The 1,702-nt window shown below is 56.2% G+C and carries 4 protein-coding genes; all 4 read left to right on the top strand.

Annotation, left to right across the window (positions count from 1 at the left end):
- Positions 1-325: hypothetical protein (locus E1189_RS03300; RefSeq protein WP_196221144.1), on the top strand; the 325-nt coding region annotated here is incomplete at its 5' end.
- The gene (locus tag E1189_RS03295) at positions 322-597 is read left to right on the top strand and encodes a hypothetical protein (protein WP_155158619.1); all 276 of its coding nucleotides are present in this window, start codon (positions 322-324) and stop codon (positions 595-597) included. The genes E1189_RS03300 and E1189_RS03295, both read left to right, overlap by 4 nt.
- Positions 594-1,358: a Rha family transcriptional regulator gene (locus tag E1189_RS03290; protein WP_155158618.1), complete on the top strand. Its 765-nt coding sequence runs from the start codon at positions 594-596 to the stop codon at positions 1,356-1,358. The genes E1189_RS03295 and E1189_RS03290 overlap by 4 nt, the downstream gene beginning before the upstream one ends.
- Before the next feature lie 2 nt (positions 1,359-1,360).
- On the top strand, positions 1,361-1,702 hold a 342-nt coding region (locus E1189_RS03285), incomplete at its 3' end, for a VRR-NUC domain-containing protein (protein ID WP_155158617.1).

Genomic DNA, 1,702 nt, shown 5'->3' with positions numbered 1-1,702 from the left:
CTCTGCGAGGAAGAACGCTGACAAGACCGAAGGCACCCGCAAGCGCTGGGAGCGCATCTGCCGGTTTGGTTTTGATAACTACGTGAAAACCTGTCTGATGAATTTCTACCGTGATCAGCAGGAGGCGATTGGTACCAGCATGATGAACCGCTGCAAAAACTCTGAAGATCCGGCGACCGCAATGGAAGCCTGGTGGGCGCAGGAAGAAGATTTTGACCGGGACCCATCGGACTTTATCAACCATGCCGACGCAACTGCCCGTGAGTGGCGTGGTGTGTGGGATGAATTTGAAGCCCGTGAAGCCAAAGCGGCAGAGGTGGCATGATGGCGGGCACTTGCACAAAGGCGGAAAAGTACGAGGTGCTGCGTCAGGCTCGCCTGAATGGCAAGAGTATTCGTGTGGTGTGTGAGGAGCACGGCTGGAGTTATACCCACAGCAACAAGGAACTCATCAGGCGTTTCCCTGAGTTGCGTGTTCGCCGCACCAGCACTGGTAACACCAACCGCTACGACGAAGAAAAACAACGGCCCAACGTGCTGTTCAACAATCGGGTACTGACCAACACCATGGAAAACTGGGGGAGCGTGCTGGGATGACTTCACCGATTATCAATCAGGGCAGGGCGTTGCCTGTTCAGACCATGTCCCACGTTGAGATTGCTGAGCTGGCGGGCAGTCGCCCTGACAAGGTCAAGCAATCCATTGAAAGGCTTACGGATAAAGGGGTTGTGACGTTTACCCCAATGGGGGAAACGTTCCTTGGTGCGGATGGACGCCGCCAGAAGCGCACCGCCTACCACGTGAACCAGCGAGACAGCTACGTGGTCATGGCGCAGATTTCCCCCGAGTTCACCGGCAGGTTGGTTGACCGCTGGCAAGAGCTGGAGGCGATGGTGGCCACTCCACCAGCAGCGAACCTGCCTGATTTTACAAACCCGGCAGAAGCGGCTCGTGCCTGGGCGGAGCAGTTTGAACTGAAAGCCCACGCTGAACAGGAAGTGCAACGCCTGAACCATGTGTGCAACACCGTTGCCCGCCAGTTCGTGCCGGGGCTGACCGCGCCGCAGTTCTGCAAACAGCTGAACGGTGTGAATATTCAGCAGGTGAACAATACGCTGGTGAATCGCGGCATCCTGATCCGTGAGAAGCGAGGCCACTCTCCCAGCTCCATTGCCCGGGACAAATACTTCAAAGGGACAGTTATTCCCAATGAAGGCGGCCATGTCTCCCACCAGCCACAGCTCACTCAGAAGGGTGCTGTTTGGCTCTATAACCAGTATCTGAAAAATAAACTCCCCATGAAGCAGAGTTGGAATGGCAACCTGACTCACATGGTGTTCACCGAGGAGGTGGCGTAGTTATGGCTCACCATGCTTTACAGCATAAGCGGGTAGACCGGGAATCCCATGAGCAGCACCTCTGCTTTGAATATATGCGGGTTGTTCACCGTGAGGCGTTTGAACATGCCTACCACGTGCCAAATGGCGGGCACCGTCACAAGGTTACGGCCGCAAAACTGAAGGCGGAAGGGGTGAAGGCTGGCGTTCCAGACATAAAAGTGGCGCTGGCCCGTGGTGGCTTCTTTGGCTTGTACGTGGAGATGAAGGCTAAGGCTCCCCACGCCTCAGCGGTCAGCCCCAAGCAGAAGGAGTGGCTGATGCGCTTGGCTGGTGCCGGTTACTGCACTCGTATCTGTAAAGGG

Source organism: Parendozoicomonas verongulae (assembly GCF_009711465.1).
GTDB lineage: Bacteria > Pseudomonadota > Gammaproteobacteria > Pseudomonadales > Endozoicomonadaceae > Sansalvadorimonas > Sansalvadorimonas verongulae.
This window is presented reverse-complemented; position numbering and strand designations above follow the sequence as displayed.

What these genes read in the sequence shown, in the direction of transcription:
- E1189_RS03290 (WP_155158618.1), top strand. Translation starts at nt 594, where the DNA reads ATGACTTCACCGATTATCAATCAGGGCAGGGCGTTGCCTGTTCAGACC.
- E1189_RS03295 (WP_155158619.1), top strand. Translation starts at nt 322, where the DNA reads ATGATGGCGGGCACTTGCACAAAGGCGGAAAAGTACGAGGTGCTGCGT.